Genomic DNA, 1,065 nt, shown 5'->3' on the forward strand with positions numbered 1-1,065 from the left:
CCGCACCACGGCGCTCAAGGACCGCCTCCTCGCGGAGAACGAGGGCACCAACTGGTTCCCGGACACGGTCACCGGCCTGGTGGTCTTGCTCCGCGGCAGGAAGAACGCCGGGATGAGGGTCAGGACGATCAGCACAGTGGCAACGAGGAAGGTGTTACCGAAGGCATCCGACGCCGCGCTGAGAATCGAATCTGCAGCGGACTCCTGCGGACTTCCCGGTTCGGTCGGAATGTGCGACGCCGCTCCGACCATCGTCGTATCGAGTCCACGATCGAGAAGCTGGTTGGTCAAGACCACCGACATCACGGCGGTACCGATCGAACCTGCGGTCTGCTGAACGATGTTCATCAGGGTGGAGCCGCGAGCGATCTGCTCGTTGGAAAGCGTCACGATAGCTGCGGTCATCAGCGGCATCATGGTGCAACCCATACCGAGGCCCATGACGAACAGTGCGCCCATCAACAGCCACGTCGGCGAGTCGGAAGCGACCTGCGTGAACACACCCAAACCGATGAGAATCAACGGCAAACCGGTCAGGACGATCTTGCCCGGGCCGATCTTGTCGACCAGTCGACCGGCGATGGGCATGGTCACCATGGCGCCCAGACCCTGCGGAGCCATGAGCAACCCGGCAGCGAGCGTGGTGTGACCGCCGACCTGAATGAAGTAGCTCGGGAACAGCAACCCGGCTCCCATGAACGCGACGATGAACAGCGACGTCGTGATGACGGCGGTGGTCAGCTGACGGTTCTTGAACAGGTGCAGGTCGATCAGCGGGTGATCCTTGTTGAGCGCGTGGAACACGAAGGCGATGATCAGCGCCAGACCGATACCGGCCGACACCAGAACCCGAGCCGACGCAACGGTTCCCACCTCGGGAATGGACGACACACCGAACAAGAACAGCGCGAGGCCGGGCGAAAGCAGGATCATGCCGAGGAAGTCGAAGGACTCCGAAGGCTTCGCCTTGTCCGACGGCAAGATGATGAATGCCGCTGCCAACGCGATGATGCCGATCGGCAGGTTGATGAGGAAGATCCAGTGCCAGCTCGCGGCCTCGATCAG

The 1,065-nt window shown here is 62.2% G+C and carries 1 pseudogene; it reads right to left on the reverse strand.

What is annotated here, in order from left to right:
* Positions 1–108: 108 nt before the first annotated feature.
* Positions 109–1,065 (reverse strand): annotated as a pseudogene (locus ABT116_RS49740) (DHA2 family efflux MFS transporter permease subunit); the annotation flags it as partial.

Origin of the sequence: Streptomyces sp. NPDC002130, assembly GCF_040296465.1 — a bacterium.
In the GTDB taxonomy this organism is placed as follows: Bacteria; Actinomycetota; Actinomycetes; order Streptomycetales; family Streptomycetaceae; genus Streptomyces.